Source organism: Nostoc sp., from assembly GCF_036917575.1.
Lineage (GTDB): Bacteria > Cyanobacteriota > Cyanobacteriia > Cyanobacteriales > Nostocaceae > Nostoc.
The window spans coordinates 52,423-69,002 of the sequence record NZ_JBALDC010000079.1 but is presented as its reverse complement, the minus strand read 5'-3'; the positions used below and the strand labels follow the sequence as shown (position 1 = coordinate 69,002).

Sequence of the window (16,580 nt, the reverse complement as noted above, 5' to 3'; positions counted from 1 at the left end):
CAGTTTGCTTGCTAGGGCGTAGAGTAACTATGAAGACAACGTTCTCATACTGAGGCTTTGAGGCTGGTAAAGTAACTAAGTTTTAATTAGAACAGCAGCTTCTTGATAACAGACAAAATTGGCACATCTTAGCGATGAACTCGATAAAATCGAGTCTGGATTGCAATCATAAGACTTATGTAAATATACAGTTATTTGGTATATAGAAATCAGGATTTACTCACCGAGAAACAAGGAAAATAGAGATATTCAGTTAATTGGTGTTTGTTTATACTATTTCAATTTTTTGTAGTCGTTATACTCATAACTTAGGTTCTACCTGGGAATTAGGAAGTGGCTTTGCCACTTCTTTTTATTTGTCTGGTACTTCAATAAAAAATCGATTAAAAGTTAAAAGTAACTTTATTAAATTTTTAAGTTTTATTAAGTATTATACTATTTCGCAAAATAGCTGCTAGATATTCGTTTATAGAAGCGTACATCTATACGCCTCTACAAACAATTTATATATTGCAAAGATTGTTGACAATAGTTATGACATCACGTGCGTTTAATTGGTCAAGCAGTCTGATGGAACTTTGATCATATAGACATGATATTAGTCATTACTCATTGTATCTTCCCATCTCTCACGCTTGGGCTTGCTCTCCACATCGCGCGATCGCATTTCTTGCCAAGTCCCCCACATTATGGATTGCTGTTTTTCAACATGATTAATAAACTGCATAATTGAGTAATCTGCTTTAATAGGTGTTTTCAAATCAAACTGAATTGTTTGAAGAATCTTGATGTCACCCATAAGAAAATACTTAGCTGCAATTTTAGTCAGCCATAATACAACTCGATTACCTAACCAACCAAAAATTCCTTTACGTTTTTTAGTCATCAACACAACTTGACCTTCAGTTTTCCCTTCTTCGTAGAGGCGAACTGCAACCATCATGTGGATATGTAAGAAATCAGGGCCAATTGTCACAATGCCAATGCTACCATACCAATAGCAAATACTGTAAGTTATGGCATTTTTGTAGAAAAGACGGATGAGCTTAACTAAAAAGAAATTGTCTTTTACGGGTGTAGTATTACTGAAGATAATCGCATTCTCGTTGAGTTCGTGTTTTTCAAAAATAATTTCTAGTGGCAATTGGTGAACTGTATTGAGGTGTTGACCATCAATTGCATTAATCATCACCACATTGGGGTGACAGTTCATCAAAAAGTGGGAATGAATGGCTACATCACACTCTTTCTGTTCCAACTCTGGAACAAATGGTAGAGGTTGTTGTGGTATTTCTCCAGTCCAAACCCAAATCATCCCGTATTTTTCAGCAGTGGGCCAAGTTTGTAACTTTACAGAAGGCGGCACATCTAAACATGGGATATCAATACACATCCCCTCAGCATCAAACTTCCAGTGGTGGAAAAAACAACGTAGTGCATTACCTTCAATTTTGCCTTCAGCAAGATGAGCGCCCATGTGTGGACAGTAGGCATCTAAGGTAACTACTCTTTTATCTTTACCACGGTAAATTACTAATTCTTTACCCAAAATCGTGACAGGTTTTACTTCACCCGCCCGCAGATTTTGAGAGGGTGTTACCCAATACCATCCCTCAATAAAACGCTCTGGATTATTGAAAGTTTTAGGTTTACGGATTGAGTTAAATGTCTGCGAGTTGAGATTCATTTTATGGTTTCACTTGAAGTGAAGCAGTTAATCTACAAGTAACATGAAAACTTCAAAAAAACAGTTACTTTTAGTACCATGAGAAACAGCTACCCAACAAATGGATAAAAATCATCAGCTAAAATATTAAATAAATATAGCAATCCAATTTGATTACTGAATTACTTGTAGAGACCAAGGGCTAGGGACTAAAGACTGGGGACCTTAGTAAAATCTCTAATTAGATAAAAAATTCTAACACTGATGCTATGGCAAAGTGCTGTTAGCGGATAGCTAAGGTTTAGCCCGTGCTGAGTCAAAACCTAGTTTTGTCAAGGCTTTGAGCGCTCAATACTGTCCTAAGCTATGTGAGTACGGCTATAATATTTGGTTTGATTCTCAAATCACTTAATATTTTAAAAGTATGTAATAATAATTACAAAATCTGGAAAAATCTACTATGTTAACTCAAGATAAAAAACTGCTTTTAATTGGTCAAGTAACAGATTTAACTGGAATACCCATTAGGACAATTCGTTATTACGAGAGTTTAGGTTTAATCAATTCATTAAGACGAACAGAAGGAGGCTTTCGCCAGTTTTCATTGGATGTGCTAACTCGTCTAGCATTCATTAAAAGGGCACAAAATCTTGGTCTTAGCTTAGAAGAAATTGGTAATATTCTTCAGGTTTATGACCAAGGTCAAACTCCCTGTGGTGAAATCAAAGAAAAACTTGAAGAGAAGGTGTTACAGATTGATTGCCAAATCGATCAGCTGTTAACTTTGCGCTCTGAAATAAAAGGATTACTTTCAGGCTGGAAGAATATCAGCGAGCATGATGAGAAGACAATTTGTCCGATTATTCAAAACACCTCTCAAAACTGATACTAATCAGGAATCAGAACTTTTATAAAGAAGAAACCACCATAACTCTAATCCAATTAAAGCTAAACCTGCGATCGCAACACCAACTTTCAAGTCTAAAGGTTGCTCAATGCTTTGAAATTGGCTGGTTTGCTCTGATGAATGGGCTGGCATTTCTGCTAATGTTACACCTGATGTCCCAGCGATCAGCACTGAAGCTATCAAACTTCCCCAAAGCATTTTTTGACTGAACATTTGCTAAATTACCCTGCAATTATGAGCTAATTTTTGGTTGAAATTTACGCAATCTGAGGGCATTGCTAACAACAGACAGCGAAGACAAAGCCATCGCAGCGCCGGCGATAATTGGATTGAGTAACCAACCAAAGATAGGGAACAAAATTCCCGCTGCAATCGGAATACCAATGACGTTATAAATAAAGGCAAAGAAGAGATTTTGCCTGATATTGTTGATGGTGGCGCGACTAAGTTGAATTGCTGTCACAATTCCTTGCAAATCTCCAGAAATTAAGGTAATATCGCTAGCTGCGATCGCTACATCTGTTCCCGTACCAATGGCAATTCCGACATCAGCTTGTGCCAAGGCTGGGGCATCATTTATGCCATCACCAACCATTGCGACAATTGATTGGGTATTGGGAAGAGTTTTCCCTAGTCCCCAGTCCCTAGTCCCCAGTCCCCCTTTCTGAAGAGATTGAATAATCGCCGCCTTTTGATCTGGACGCACTTCGGCAAAGATTCGCTGGATACCAACTTGTAGAGCGATCGCATCAGCAGTTTTACGATTATCTCCGGTGAGCATTACTACTTCTAAACCTAACTTTTGTAAGGCTTTCACCACTGCTGCTGATGAAGGTTTTAGGGCATCAGCAATACCCATTATTCCTTGTAGTTCGCCATCTACAGCAATCAAAATAACTGTTTTACCAGCCGCTTCCCAGGCATCTTTATACTGCTGGAGACTTATAGTATTAACTCCAAGTTCTGTTAACCAGCGTTGTGTACCAATTTGCACAAGCTGATTTGCAACAACTGCTTGCACACCACTACCTGCATTAGCTATGAAGTTCTTTGCATCTATTAAACTTACTTCTTGAGACTGGGCGTATTTCACCACCGCTGACGCTAAAGGATGCTCAGAATTGCGTTCAACCGTTGCTGCTAACTGTAAAAGCTGGATTTCATTACTATTAGCTGTCCCGTTGACAGTTACAAAGTCTGTAACTGTCGGTTTCCCTTGAGTTAAAGTGCCGGTTTTATCTAGAACGATGGTTTGAATTTTGTGTGCTAGTTCTAAGCTGTCAGCACCTTTAATCAAAATGCCATTTTCTGCACCTTTGCCCGTCCCCACCATTACAGAAGTGGGCGTAGCTAAACCCAAAGCACAAGGACAAGCGATAATCAGTACACCCACCGTTGTCATTGTAGCGAGGGTAAGGTTGCCAGTGAAATTAAACCAAATCACAAAAGTGGCGATCGCAACGGCAATCACAGCAGGTACAAACCATCCTGTAACTCGATCTGCCAAGCGTTGAATAGGTGCTTTAGAACCTTGTGCTTGTTGCACCAGTTTGACAATTTGAGCCAAAAACGTATCATTTCCAATTCGTGTCACCCGAAACTGAAATGCACCCGCACCATTAATCGTCGCCCCAATCACCTCATCTCCTGGCTGCTTTTTCACTGCCAAACTTTCACCCGTCACCATCGCTTCATCTACCGTTGAAGCGCCTGCAATCACTTCGCCATCTACCGGAATCTTTTCACCAGGACGCACTAAAATCACATCGTTGATTCTGACTTCAGCGATGGGAACATCAATTTCTCTACCATCACGGATAACTCTGGCATCTCTAGCTTGTAGTCCAATAAGTTTGCGGATAGCTTCAGAAGTTTGTCCCCTAGCGCGATTTTCCAACAATCGCCCCAGCAAAATTAAGGTGATGACAATAGCGGCAACTTCATAGTAAAGATGAGGTATCAAACCCTGGGCAATAAAAAATTTGGGGAAAACAGTGACAAACAAAGAATATAGATAGGCTGCACTTGTACCCAAAGCAATTAACGTGTCCATCGTCGCCGTATGGCGCTTGAGGGATTTCCAGCCATTCCGGTAAAAAGATCCACCACACCAAAAAATTACGGGTGTTGTCAGTACTAACTGCACCCAAGGATTTTGCAGGAAGCTTGGAATTAAGGGTAAATTTAGCCCAGTCATCATGGGCAACGATCCTAAAAGTAGGAAAATGCTGATTACACCTCCCACCGCTACCTTGAGGAAGAGTTGGCGTTGTAATGCTTGCCTATTCGCTTTCTCGGCATCATCTTCTTCAAAAAGCAATTCTTCCTGGAGTGAATCAGAAGAGTATCCCGCAGCTGCGATCGCCGCTTGGATTTTTTCTAAACTCGCTAGAGAGCGATCGTATTTGATGGTAGCTTGCTCTGCTGCAAAGTTAACGTTGCAGTCAATTACCCCAGAAACAGAGCGAATCGCCTTTTCGACATTGTTGGCGCAAGCAGCGCAACTCATGCCTCGAAGTTTGAGTGTGAGAGTATCCATGTTGGGAATTGGGAATTAGGGATTGGGAATTAGGGATTAGGTATTGGGGATTAGGGATTGGGTATTGAGAATAATTTCAGTCCCTAGTACCCAGTACCCAGTCCCCAGCCCCCAATCCCCTTTCTTTAAGCAACTGGATAGCCAGCAGCAGCCAATGCTTCCTTAATTGCTGTTTCTGATGCTTGAGTTTCTACACTGACAAGCTTGGTTGTTGGATCAGCCTGAACGCTAGCATTGGCATCGACTGCCTGAAGTGTTTTGGTGATGGTGCTTGCACAAGCAGAACAAGCCATGTTGGGAACTGTGAGTTGGAGAGTCATAGATTTACGGGATAAAATGAACAACCTAGCCAGATCGAGCTGGATGACTAAGACGTATCTCTCACACATCAGAAATTTCTGGAAAGAGAGTCGCCTTGAATTTATCCTAGACTCTCCAGTCGGCTAGAGAGTCTAGAGATTTTTAAAAGTTTTTCGCTAAACTTCAAATTTCTTTACAAATTTGGTTTGACTGAGTAACGTTACTCATCAAAAATACAACTGAAAAATCTCACTGGAGTTGCTTGAATTGATTATTTGCCGATAGCAATGACTCTTGAGCTTTTAAATAAACAGTTGTACCTTTTTGTACCTTTTCTAATTGGTTAATAATACTGTGTAACTGACTAATTACACGATTGCGATCCAAATTTTTGGGGTCAGTGGGAATTGAAGCCATAAAGCTTTCTATTTCTCGTTGTGCCATTAAGAAAGCCTGTACAGAATCTGCCTCAGCTTGTTGTCTTACTTTGACTTGACCCAAATTAGTCTCATAAGTTGCTAATAACTTTTGTGCTTGAGCATAACCTACCAAATCGTCAGAAGAAATCTGTTTTAAGCGATTAATGGCTTCTGACCATAAATTTTCTATTTGTTCCCATTCGGTGACTGTGTGCGGTGGATTTTGACCAGCTTTAGCAGCTTGCCAAGAAAATTGCTGTGCTGCGGTAATTAAAGTACTGATGCGTTCATTTCCTGCTGCTAATCCTACAACTTCTTCAAAATCACGCTTGTAGGCATCTAGTTGATTTTGAGCAGTTTTTCCGGCTAAGGTTTGTCCGGGAATCTCTTCTAACTTATCCAATGCTGAATGCCAAGCTGCGATCGCTAACTTTTTATCGGTTACTGTTGTAGCAGTTTGATACTGCTGTTTTGCATTCAATAATGCTTGACTATTATCAGTGAACAAGGTTTGAGCATTCTTTTCTTGAAAAACCTTGGCTGAAAGTTGTCCTACTTGACGACGCGCTGCATTCAGACCGTAAACGCTGAACCGCCAGTCGTACCACCGATATTTGTATTCCGGCCAATCGTCAACCAACCCAACTGGCAAGTTATCCAAATGTGTTTTTGTCTGTTGCAGTTGCTGTTCACCCAATGCTAAATCTGCTGCACTAGTGGGTTTTTCAATCAAGTATTCAGCTTGCTCAAGTGATGCTAACGCCTGCCGATAGTTTTGTTCTACACTCATGTAACTGGGTAGCAATAATAAAGGCGCATTTTGCACCACAGTCCGGCGAATTACTGGGTAAGGCAGATTCGCCACCCAGATTACACCTGCGGGAATGCCGATAAGTATTGTTATCCATATCAACTTAGTACCTATACCTCTGTTGGCTTTACTAGGCCTTTTTTGATGGGATACACTCCTAACTTGTCTTTGTGCTGCTATTTCTTGTTCTAATTCAGCTAAAGTTTTTGGTTTTGATGGTTTTGCTGGTTGCTTCAGCACTATAGGTTGTTGGCTGATTACAGATGGATTTATCCCAGAAACATTTTGGGAGTTATTACGGAAAAATTTGTTAGTAACTTTGTGTAAAAAGGTCATAAATAGATTCAATGCTTAGTTTAGTATTCCCTAACTAAGCTCGAAATAAAAATAATACCTGGCTTTTTACAAAAGCTCCAAGGGTGCGATCGCCATATAGTACAAAAAATACTATATAAATTGGGTATCCACAGGTGATTATTGATGTGTAAGTTGAACCAGAAATGTTACACGTTGTGGCGCGGTTGAGTCTGGTATTGACGTTTAAGGCGTAGCTGCTAAATAAAAACCCCTAGTGTTTACCAGGGGTATCCATCTTTATTCCCTCATTTAGAATGACATGTATAAAGCTATTGGAAATCCGTATTGATGCAATAACTGCATATTTATGATGATTATTTTGCAATCAAGAGATGCAGCTGGGAGGTTAGGCTTGAGTAAAAGTTGCACGCAGCGTTACAGATCCATTTTTATCTGATTCCAAGACTGTTAACCTATTTTGTCAAATTTTCAATCATCAACAGTAGAGTTGGGGCACAAAGATTATCAATCGTCTGACAGCCGACTTGCAGAAAGCTTCTCCAGAGATGAAGGGATTTCCAGTTCGCAATCTCAAATATGTGCGGGGATTTGCTGAAGCTTATACAGACAAAAAATTTGTACAAGGAGATGCAAAAAACGGAGAAATTATCAAATACTTTCTCCGTTTTTCTGTATTTTTAATAAATAACTACTAGAAAATTCTATTTCCGTTTTCGTCAAGTCGCATTTGCCGAATTACGTCGGAAATCTCTTCAGCATCTTTAACATGGTGAAGTGCCTTTTTTTCGCCGTCGGGTTCATCTACAACGAAATAAGTTGGGACTGTGATTCTCTCGCCTGCAATGTCTGATACATCATCAACCGCAGTCTGTTTGGCCTTCTCTTCAATTGATTGAGGCTGATCAGAAATTCTATCTCCTGGATTTGCGGTTAGATTTTCTTTGTTTACATCTAACTCACGAGAATGCCGATCTTCAGTTACTGGTTGATTAATTTGATTTTCTTGATTTTTGTCACTCATGGCGCTTTCAGTTGTTAAAATATGGAACTCGACTAACAACAGCTTAAAAAATTAAAGGTATAAAGAATTCTCTCTCTGGAGAGAGTTTGGAAATATATTTTGAAGATATTTATTGAAGAACATATCTTAGGTCATAGTATAGCTCTAAAGTTGATAAATAACCTCCTACTCCAGAAAGAAATAGTAAATGATAATTAAAGTTCAGGAGCAACTCTTAAAAAAAGCAAATTTTTTGAAAATTAACCGAGAGTAAATATAAATGTATCTTAATTCTAATGCGATCGCACTGTAGTATAGTAGAAGACCTTTGTTGAGAAATAGAACTGTAAAGCGGGACAAAGCCCCTCCACAAACGCCCACTTCACCGCGTCGAGGGATTACCAAACTACCGACTAAAACCCCTAGAGCGAACTATTTGGTATCACTAACAATCCATCTGCTATTTTGGGCATCCCATAAAAGGAAAAAGCGTACAGAACCAGGAATTACTTTTCCAGTGTTCATCAAGTACTTGAATTTAGCATTTACTGTAGCTGTTTGTGTACTTGCCTCTACCAAACTAACTTGTTCGATATCTACGCTTTCAACCTTCTGCCCCCACCAGTCAATGTATGAAAGATAGCCATCTGGATGCAGCCGTTTATTATTTTGATAGCTAGGAGATAATTGATTCCATCCAGTTTGAAAATCACGTTTATTAATAGTTTCAAAATAATTTTGCACAGCTTGTTCTGGTGTTAGTCTATCGATTTGAGGCTGTGTTGAAAAAGGCAGTTGAGCAGATTGAGTGGGACTAGGAACGTTATTGCTAGGAATTGCGATCGCGCCGATAATACTTCTTGCTTTTGTGGTTCTTTACTTGTAGTAGGTTCTGGAGTGATGGAAACTGGGGATTGTGCAGGTGTCGGCGTATCTTGTACTTCATTGGGGGTTGGGGATGAAACGCTTGACTGTACAACTGATTGAGGCGATTTACTAAGGGCAAAACCAATGATTATAGAACCACCAATCAAACCACCTGCTATTAAACTAGCGAGAAATATTTCTCTGTGCCCAGTATTTTGATGGGCAGGTTGATACGAAGGCGCTGGGCTGACAGAAACTGTATTTTGAAGCGTTGCAGGAAGTGCAGTTACTGTAGGCGGGAAGGTTGCTGCACCAAATTGCAGGACTTCCAGCATTTCTTTAGCAGTAGCAAAGCGATCGCGTGGATGGTAGGCGATCGCCCGATCTATCACCTGTACCATTGTCTGGCTCACACTCCGAGCGTATTTGTGCCAGACAATTTCCCCGGTACGTGGATCTGTTTCTAATTCTTGTGGCTGTTTCCCCGTAAGGAGATAAATTGCTGTGATTCCTAAACTATGTAAATCACTAGAATAAACTGGCCTACCTGCTGCTTGTTCACTTGGCATATATCCAGGCGTACCAATCACAATCGAACTGGTAGGATTTCCTTGGGAATTTACCACTGTTCCCATCGTTTCCCGTATCGCGCCAAAATCAATCAGCACTGGCTTACTATCGCTATGACGTAAAATGATGTTATCTGGCTTGATATCTCGATGAATAATCCGCTGATTGTGTACGTATTCTGTTACTGATAATAAATTTACTAATATTTCTTTTACCGTACTTTCACTTAATGAGCCTTGCTCGTGAACTTTTCTAGTTAAGGTATCACCTTCAATCCACTCTTGAACTAAATAGAATTGACCATCTAGTTGGAAGTAAGCATACAAGGTGGGTATCTGTTTAGTTGCACCGCCCAAGTCTTCTAAAATTGCCGCTTCCCGTTTAAACCTCTCTTGCACCAATTGGTAAATTTGAGGATTATTTTGAATTGGTTTAAGTTGTTTAATTACACAACGACGGTTAGAAGGCATTTGGGTATCTTCTGCCAAGAAAGTTTCACCAAATCCGCCACTTTCCAAAGTCCGAATTACTCGATAGCGTTTGTTTAGCAGTGTTTGCATAAATTAGCAGTGGTAAGGACAAGGGGGTTTTGTGCTGTTATCCCATTTACTTTCTCTACAATTTAGTTTTTTGGTTAGCAGCAATCTAAACATTCTTGAGTTTCTTTCACTAAAACTTAGTATATTATGCGTAAATTAGGCTACTACATAAAACAGTTAAAATAACTAGAATATAGATATCTGTAATTTTTATTATTGCGTACTAATACTGAAAATAAAGCTATGTGCAGCGTCTGTTAAAGAAGCGAATAAAATCATCATGGAACATTCTTCTACTCATGACAAAATTCCAGCGAGGATAAAAACGCGCCAGGATTTTTTAACCTATATGTGCTATTTACTAGAGTTGCATCAGTAGCGATCAGATATCTATTTCCAAAAGTCAGCCAAAGTCGTGAGATAGACCTAGAATCCCTTTGCTGGCTTTATCCCAAAAATTCACGCTGTCAAAATTATCTTCCAGGATCGGTGGCATTGGCCAAAGATGGCAAGGAAATTGAGGTTCATGCACTATTAGCAACCGCAAAGCCAGAAATTCTAATTTTTATAAGCTTGCCAGACTTCTGATTATTCAAGACGGGCCAAAGATTGCTGAGTACGCTCTCAAGCAAATTTGTACCTATTTTAGGATGTACACTCAAGTGGGATCTTGAGAAGAATCACTTTATTTGTCCTTATCATGGATCTCAATACGATTCTCAGGATCGAGTTGTTCGCAGCCTGGCTAAACGTTTTCCACCACTAATTACCGTAGTAGTCAAGCAAAACCAAATTCGTTTAGTCGATGGCAAACCTGCTGTAAATCCTCCTTAATCTACTAATAACCAATCAAATGTCATAATTCCACCATACTTTTTCAACAAGTTATAAATTATAAAAGACTAACAAAAATTACTGCATGATTTAAATTTGTCGGATAAGCTGACAACAGCAGTTTTATTCTCAAACCAATGACCGCAAGTAGTCCCAAAATTTTAGCCCTGGACTTTGATGGAGTGATTTGTGACGGATTAATTGAATATTTTGAGGTAGCATGGCGTACTTACTGTGAAATTTGGTCTTCTGCTAACGAGACACCGCCAGATGATTTAGCTTTGAGATTTTATCGTCTAAGACCTGTTATTGAAACAGGTTGGGAAATGCCCATTTTAATTAAAGCTTTAATAGATGGAATTACTGACGAAAAAATTCTTCATGAATGGGTAAGCATTGCCCCAAAAATTTTGTTAAATGACAAGCTACAAGCAAAAGAAATAGGTGCGAAACTAGATAAACAGCGAGATGAATGGATTACCACGGATTTGGGTGGTTGGCTGAGTCTGCATAAATTTTATTCGGGGGTAGTAGAAAAAATAAAATTAACTATTGACAGTGGAATAAAGTTATACATTGTGACAACTAAAGAAGGGCGTTTTGTACAGCAGTTGTTACAACAAGAAGGAGTGAATTTACCACCAAAAGCAATCTTTGGGAAAGAAGTCAAGCGTCCCAAATATGAAATCTTGCGAGAATTAATCCAATCAGAAGGAGACAAGTCAGTTAGTCTCTGGTTTGTAGAAGATAGACTCAAGACATTACAGTTAGTCCAACAGCAAGCAGACCTTGAGGATGTGAAACTTTTCCTTGCAGATTGGGGCTATAATACCCAAGCAGAAAGGGAATCTGCTCAAAACGATCCGCAAATTCAGTTGTTATCACTTTCTCAGTTTGCTAAAGATTTCTCCGCTTGGCTTTAATATATTAAATATCTAGTGAAAAAGAGACGTAGCAATGCTACGTCTTTACAAGGGTTCTGAATAATGCATATTTAATTTCTGGACATATTTTTATAAATCAAATATGTATTTTATAAAATTAGGTGAAATAATAACTCACAAGTATTCACTCCTTACTTCGCACTTACTTTTATGCTTGACCTAACAAAACTGGCGCGAGAAATGCAGGGTTTAAGTCAGCATCTTACCTTAGAAGCTGCTGTCAGTCGTCAGCGTTTAGAGCTGGCACAACAACATTTAAAAAATGCTCAGGAGTGCCAACAAGATTTAGTTGATCGCCAGGAAAAATGGCGCGATCGCATTCTCTTTGCTAATGCTACCCCAATTGAAGCACTAGAAACTTGCATTGATATCCCAGTTCCGCCAAAAATTCATACTGTCATTGCTACTGATGGTTCTCAAATTGCCCCCAACCATCATGAAATTGCTTACTGTTATCTGCTAAATATCGGCAGAGTCGTCTTACACTACGGACAAAATCGCCATCCGTTACTCGATAGTTTGCCAGAAGTATTTTACCGCCCAGAAGATTTATATATGTCTCGGCAGTGGGGAATTAGAACCGAGGAATGGATGAGTTTTCGCCGCACTGCTTCAGAAACAACAGTGTTAGCAGAACTTGCGTGTAGTGCAGCGTCAGCAGAAACGCCAGCACTAGCAATGGTAGATGGTTCGCTAATTTACTGGTTTTTAGAACAGTTACCGATGGATGCACGCGATCGCATTTTACCCCCCATCCTAGAAGCTTGGCAGCAGATGCGTGAGGCTCAAATTCCCTTGATGGGCTATCTTAGTGCCTCTCGCAGCATCGAAACCATGAACTTTTTAAGGTTGTTAGCTTGTACCCATCCAGTACCAGACTGTAAAAGTCATTGTCCAAATCAGCTAGAAAAAGTACCTTGCAAAATTTTTGAACAGTTGCGAGATACCTCTGTTTGGGCAACTCGACTCAAACCAGGACAACGTAGTACCTTATGGCGCAGTAATTCCCCTATTCTAGAACTCTATGGCGATCAAACCATTTACTTTTGCTACGTCCACGTCGGTACTGAAATCGCCAGAATTGAAGTCCCAGCATGGGTAGCACAGAATGCAACCATGTTAGACCAAGCACTGGGACTGATGTTAGCACAAGTGCAAAAAGGATATGGTTATCCTGTAGCGATCGCTGAAGCGCATAATCAAGCAGTAGTAAAAGGTGGCGATAAAGCACGTTTCTTTGCCTTACTCGAACAACAAATGATTAAAGCTGGTTTAAAAAATGTTGGAACTTCTTACAAAGAAGCCAGAAAGCGCGGGAGTATTGCTTAAAATAATTCGTAATTCGTAATTCGTAATTAATTTTCCATCATCTTTGGAAAAAAAAAGTTGTCTTCCCACTTCTTAGATTCAGGTTCTCCACAGTGTCACTTGCTGTTTAAGTTCCCTCATATCTAAATAATCGTTAGCAAAAGCTTTCCATAAAAGCGGATGGGGAATAAAACAATCATATTTTTGAATTTCTGGTGCTTCTGAAGTACTGACTAAATCTTCTGAGGTAATTCTTTGTTCACATAAGGAAGTAATTTCATGATAAAGATATTTAAATTTATCCTTGCCTAATTTAATTGTCAAATAATATGGATTCACTCCACCAATACTTGTAATTTCCAAAGATTCTCGGCAGTAGGAGTTGAGTAATCTTTCTAAAGTTCGATAAGCAATCGTACCCATCCAAGGAAAAATGCAGCATTTGCCTTTTTCCAATTGTAAAATATTGTACTTATCTAATTCAACTTGCTGAACCAATTGACGAACTTGGCGTAAACGTTGCAAAGCATTTTTTTGCAAGTAACTATACTCAATGTTCTCAAATAAAACTTGCTGCATTCGTTGCAAAACTTTGGTATGAATAGTACCACTACCACCACGCCAATAAATACTAGCTTTACCCTCAGCTTGTTTGACAAAAATAGCCTTCTTTTGAAAGTCAACTTCTACAACTTCCCAAGTTCTCCCCGCTAAAGCAAATTGATTGCCAACAGGAAGCGGCGTGACAATACTCCCAATTTCTGTTGCACCTTGCTTAACAATATATTCTTGCTGTTCAGCAAATACGGCATAAAACTGAAATTTTCTCACCACTTTTTCTCCTGCCAAACCTAGGATTAATTTACCTTGCTCAGTATATTGAATATGACCAATATCAATTAAATAGCGTAGTAATAGTTGTAAATCTTCTTTAGAAATCGCAGCAAAGGGCGGCAGACTAAAAATTTGTTTAGCTAGGGTATTAGCTGAAATTTCACCTGTTGCTGTTAGAATACTCATTGTTTGGTGATAAAGCAAACTCAAAGGATATTTAATAAGTCTGATTGGTTCTATCCATTGTTCCTCTAAATAAAGTTGAATGATAGCGATACACTGCAAAAGTTGCCAGGGAATTTGCTCTGGTAAAGAAGCTTCTGATAATGGCTTCTCTTCAGTACATACAAAACGCATATCAGCAGCTTCACCTCTTCTACCACTGCGTCCCAAACGCTGTAAAAAGCTAGCTACAGATAAAGGCGATTCTAACTGAATCACTCGCTCTAAATGACCAATATCTATGCCTAATTCTAGAGTTAGAGTGGCAGCAGTAATAGCTGGATTGTTGGGTTCACGCATCGCATTTTCAGCAGCTTGCCGCAAACTAGCAGATATACTTCCATGATGTACATGATATATATCTGCTAGTCCTTGTTCTGTGGCAATTTGTCGCAAAGATGCAATTACAGATTCGGTACGCGTGCGATTATTGGCAAATATCAAACATTTGCGAGACTTACTGAGATTGAAAATATATTGTTCATCAGTTGTCGTCTCTGAATCATCTACTTCATCAGTAATATAAAAATGTTCTACAGCTAGTTTAATTTGCCGTTTTATGCCGTCAATTTTTGGTGTAATGACTGGCTTATCTGTTCCTGAACGTAACCAATCTTCAGCTATTGAGTAATCTCCAAGAGTTGCCGACAAACCAATACGACGCGGTTGTTTTTGGGTCAACTTTGTTATACGTTGTAATTGGCAAATAATTTGGCAACCGCGTTCTGAACCCATAAAGGCGTGAATTTCATCAATAATCACAAACCTTAAATCACCGAATAAGCGAAGTAAATCATTATTTTTGTTAATTAACAAACTTTCTAGAGATTCTGGGGTAATTTGGAGAATCCCTTGCGGATTTTTTAACAGTTTGTTTTTTTGAGTTTGTGAAACATCACCATGCCAGTGCCAAACTGGAATATCTGCTTCTTTGAGTAAGTCGTTGAGACGCTCAAATTGATCGTTAATTAAAGCTTTGATTGGACTAATATATAATGCACCAATGGTAGCAGCAGGGTTGGTATGTAATAAAGTCAAAACTGGCAGAAAGGCTGCTTCTGTTTTACCAGCAGCAGTTGCAGCAGTAACTAACAAGTGAGCATCAGTGTCAAATATGACTTGACAAGCGGCAATTTGAACTGGTCGTAATTCAGTCCACTGGTGATGATAAATATATTCTTGGATGAAGGGTGCAAGTCGGCTAAAGGCATCGCTCATATTTTTTATAAATAATTAGTAACAGGTAAGGGACTTTTAATTAAAAAAATGTCCGAGCGTCGGGACGCAACTTCTTACTAGTGGTATTTTAGAAAATTTTGTCGATTTTATTCCTATGGAATCAAGGCAGATTAAGAACTGTCAGTCAAACTGAAGTAATAGGGACAAGTATATAATCAGGCAAAAACCATGAAGAAGAATAAGGAAATCTTACGTGTCATCCTTGCTATATCCATCATTGTGGTTGGAGTGACACACTTTGCTATTCCAGAACCTTATGTCAAAATTATGCCACCACAACTTCCTTACCCTTTAGGATTAGTTTATCTCAGTGGCTTTTATGAAATTTTGGGTGGTATTGGGTTATTAGTTCCGCCTGTAAGTCAAGCTGCTGCTTGGGGACTTATTGCTCTTTTTATTGCGGTATTCCCTGCGAATATCAATATGGCGGTTAATCATATTCAGCTAGAACATATACCAAACTCACCTTGGGTACACGTAGTTAGACTTCCCTTTCAAGCTGTTTTAATTGCTTGGGCTTGGTGGTACACAAAGTCTTCGTTTAGGGAAAAACAAGCTTCTATCATTCCTAAGTCACTGATTCCCAAAGAACTAGAATTATAATAAGTGCGTTTTTTATATCTGAATCATGCGCCTCACAACTCTGTTTGGAATAACACTCTCGTTAGCAATAGGTATTGCAGAAGTTTCGCTTCCGGTGACTCAAGCCGTGCAGCTTAGAGATGGCCTAGTCTATTTTGTTCAACCGCCAAGACTTGTTAACGCGACAACTACTTATAAAGAGGTGAATGTTTGGGGCGCAACTTACTATTTCACTATCAATCTGCCGGAAAATGCTGGAGAATCCCTCCAGAAAGTAACGATCGCCCAAAAAGAGGGATCAGAAAACATCCGCTACAATCTTGATGATACCTATGCATTTGTCGGCACACGCGATCGCAAAGAAACACGACTGCAACTAGGTTCAGTCATAAACGAGAGCAAGATACGCACTGTTACTGTAAGCTTTGACCCGCCTGTAACTCCAGGACAGACAATTACAATCGCCCTCCGCCCTATGAGTAATCCCAGCTTTTCTGGTGTTTATTTATTCGGTGTTACAGCATTCCCTGTAGGTGAAAAATCTCACGGTCAATTTCTTGGCTTTGGACGCTTTCAGTTCTACAGCAATAGTGGAAGCTGGTTATTTCCGTAGAGAGAATAGAAAATATTTTCAAAAGTTATGTTATAAAAACGGGCAAGAGTCTTAAACAATACGAAAGC

General features: G+C 39.4%; 14 protein-coding genes and 2 pseudogenes. 8 read left to right on the top strand and 8 right to left on the bottom strand.

The genetic code is table 11. The annotated features are described in order from the left end of the window. Positions 1–598: 598 nt before the first annotated feature. Entirely contained in the window at positions 599–1,687 is a 1,089-nt protein-coding gene (locus V7K79_RS23865) for an aromatic ring-hydroxylating dioxygenase subunit alpha (RefSeq protein WP_335051056.1), read from the bottom strand. Between the two features lie 439 nt (positions 1,688–2,126). On the opposite strand from V7K79_RS23865, the gene V7K79_RS23860 reads away from it, so the two are divergent. Beyond that, positions 2,127–2,552 (top strand): heavy metal-responsive transcriptional regulator, encoded by a 426-nt coding sequence (locus V7K79_RS23860; RefSeq protein ID WP_335051054.1) that lies wholly within the window; start codon positions 2,127–2,129, stop codon positions 2,550–2,552. A 6-nt stretch (positions 2,553–2,558) separates the two neighbouring features. Here V7K79_RS23860 and V7K79_RS23855 read toward each other — a convergent pair whose 3' ends face one another. The 4 genes from V7K79_RS23855 to V7K79_RS23840 all read right to left on the bottom strand — a co-directional run bounded on the left by V7K79_RS23855 (position 2,559) and on the right by V7K79_RS23840 (position 6,978). Then, on the bottom strand, positions 2,559–2,786 hold the full coding sequence (locus V7K79_RS23855; RefSeq protein WP_335051052.1) for a hypothetical protein: 228 nt from the start codon (positions 2,784–2,786) through the stop codon (positions 2,559–2,561). Positions 2,787–2,805: 19 nt separating this feature from the next. Beyond that, entirely contained in the window at positions 2,806–5,112 is a 2,307-nt protein-coding gene (locus V7K79_RS23850; protein WP_335051050.1) for a heavy metal translocating P-type ATPase, read from the bottom strand. A 125-nt stretch (positions 5,113–5,237) separates the two neighbouring features. Continuing rightward, on the bottom strand, positions 5,238–5,432 hold the full coding sequence (locus tag V7K79_RS23845) for a heavy-metal-associated domain-containing protein (RefSeq protein ID WP_094350009.1): 195 nt from the start codon (positions 5,430–5,432) through the stop codon (positions 5,238–5,240). A gap of 229 nt (positions 5,433–5,661) precedes the next feature. Continuing rightward, complete coding sequence (locus V7K79_RS23840) at positions 5,662–6,978, bottom strand: hypothetical protein (protein WP_335051048.1); 1,317 nt, start codon at positions 6,976–6,978, stop codon at positions 5,662–5,664. A 479-nt stretch (positions 6,979–7,457) separates the two neighbouring features. Here V7K79_RS23840 and V7K79_RS30080 point away from each other — a divergent pair. Next, positions 7,458–7,655: pseudogene (locus tag V7K79_RS30080) on the top strand (hypothetical protein); the annotation flags it as partial. On the opposite strand, the gene V7K79_RS23835 reads toward V7K79_RS30080, so the two are convergent. Together V7K79_RS23835 and V7K79_RS23825 are read right to left on the bottom strand one after the other, a co-directional pair. Beyond that, positions 7,652–7,981, bottom strand: a complete 330-nt coding sequence (locus tag V7K79_RS23835) for a hypothetical protein (protein ID WP_335051046.1) — start codon at positions 7,979–7,981, stop codon at positions 7,652–7,654. The pseudogene V7K79_RS30080 and the gene V7K79_RS23835 overlap by 4 nt on opposite strands. A gap of 411 nt (positions 7,982–8,392) precedes the next feature. After that, positions 8,393–9,957: pseudogene (locus V7K79_RS23825) on the bottom strand (protein kinase domain-containing protein). Between the two features lie 330 nt (positions 9,958–10,287). Between V7K79_RS23825 and V7K79_RS23820 the strand changes: the two are divergent. The 4 genes from V7K79_RS23820 to V7K79_RS23805 all read left to right on the top strand — a co-directional run bounded on the left by V7K79_RS23820 (position 10,288) and on the right by V7K79_RS23805 (position 13,043). Further along, positions 10,288–10,524, top strand: a complete 237-nt coding sequence (locus V7K79_RS23820; RefSeq protein ID WP_335051043.1) for a hypothetical protein — start codon at positions 10,288–10,290, stop codon at positions 10,522–10,524. Positions 10,525–10,545: 21 nt separating this feature from the next. Beyond that, a complete protein-coding gene (locus V7K79_RS23815) occupies positions 10,546–10,770 on the top strand; it encodes a hypothetical protein (protein WP_335051042.1) in 225 nt (74 codons plus the stop codon). A 137-nt stretch (positions 10,771–10,907) separates the two neighbouring features. Continuing rightward, positions 10,908–11,693 carry an HAD family hydrolase gene (locus tag V7K79_RS23810; RefSeq protein WP_335051041.1) on the top strand — a complete coding sequence of 262 codons (786 nt, stop codon included), beginning with the start codon at positions 10,908–10,910 and terminating at the stop codon, positions 11,691–11,693. 171 nt (positions 11,694–11,864) lie between these two features. Continuing rightward, positions 11,865–13,043 carry a DNA double-strand break repair nuclease NurA gene (locus V7K79_RS23805; RefSeq protein WP_335051039.1) on the top strand — a complete coding sequence of 393 codons (1,179 nt, stop codon included), beginning with the start codon at positions 11,865–11,867 and terminating at the stop codon, positions 13,041–13,043. Positions 13,044–13,121: 78 nt separating this feature from the next. On the opposite strand, the gene V7K79_RS23800 is transcribed toward V7K79_RS23805, so the two are convergent. Next, positions 13,122–15,296 carry a DEAD/DEAH box helicase gene (locus tag V7K79_RS23800; RefSeq protein WP_335051037.1) on the bottom strand — a complete coding sequence of 725 codons (2,175 nt, stop codon included), beginning with the start codon at positions 15,294–15,296 and terminating at the stop codon, positions 13,122–13,124. 189 nt (positions 15,297–15,485) lie between these two features. Between V7K79_RS23800 and V7K79_RS23795 the strand changes: the two genes are divergently transcribed. Continuing rightward, positions 15,486–15,920, top strand: a complete 435-nt coding sequence (locus V7K79_RS23795) for a DoxX family protein (RefSeq protein ID WP_335051035.1) — start codon at positions 15,486–15,488, stop codon at positions 15,918–15,920. A gap of 25 nt (positions 15,921–15,945) precedes the next feature. Further along, the gene (locus V7K79_RS23790; RefSeq protein WP_335051033.1) at positions 15,946–16,512 is read left to right on the top strand and encodes a DUF2808 domain-containing protein; all 567 of its coding nucleotides are present in this window, start codon (positions 15,946–15,948) and stop codon (positions 16,510–16,512) included. The last annotated feature ends 68 nt before the right edge of the window (positions 16,513–16,580 follow it).